The following is a 643-nucleotide window of genomic DNA, read 5'->3' on the forward strand; positions in this document are numbered from 1 at the left end:
AGTGATTGCTTCTGGAACTTTACCTACGTGGATGAGTTTGAATGCGACTACTGGTGAGATTACGGTGACTGATGCAACTCAAGTCGCTGATGGTACTTATACGGTAGATATTACGACCACCGATGCAGATGGTGGAGAGACTACGCAGACAGTAAGCATCGTAATTACCCCTGATACGGAAGCTGTTTACACCGTGAATGCTGCCCAGAACGAAGATAGTTATTCCAATGGTGATCAACTGGCCAGTGTAACGGATGCAGATGGGGCGATTACGAGCGCAGTGATTGCTTCTGGAACTTTACCTGCGTGGATGAGTTTGAATGCGACTACTGGTGAGATCATTGTGACTGATGCGGCTCAGGTCGCCGATGGTACTTACACAGTAGATATTACAACCACTGATGCAGATGGCGGGGAGACTACGCAGACCGTGAGCATTATAATTAATCCTGACACCGAAGCTGTTTACACGATAAATCCTGCTCAGAATGAAGACAATTATTCCAACGGCGATCAATTAGCGAGCGTAGCAGATGCGGATGGAGCAATTACGAGCGCTGTGATTGCTTCAGGCACTTTGCCTACGTGGATGAGTTTAAATGCGACTACTGGTGAGATTACGGTGAACGATGCGACTCAAGTC

The 643-nt window shown here is 47.4% G+C and carries 1 protein-coding gene; it reads left to right on the forward strand.

The genetic code is table 11. The features are described 5' to 3' along the window. Nucleotide 1: 1 nt before the first annotated feature. Nucleotides 2-643 (forward strand): putative Ig domain-containing protein (locus AC04NP_RS30600; RefSeq protein WP_482863934.1); only part of this gene is annotated, 642 nt, incomplete at its 3' end.

The organism is Agaribacillus sp. DX54 (assembly GCF_056858335.1).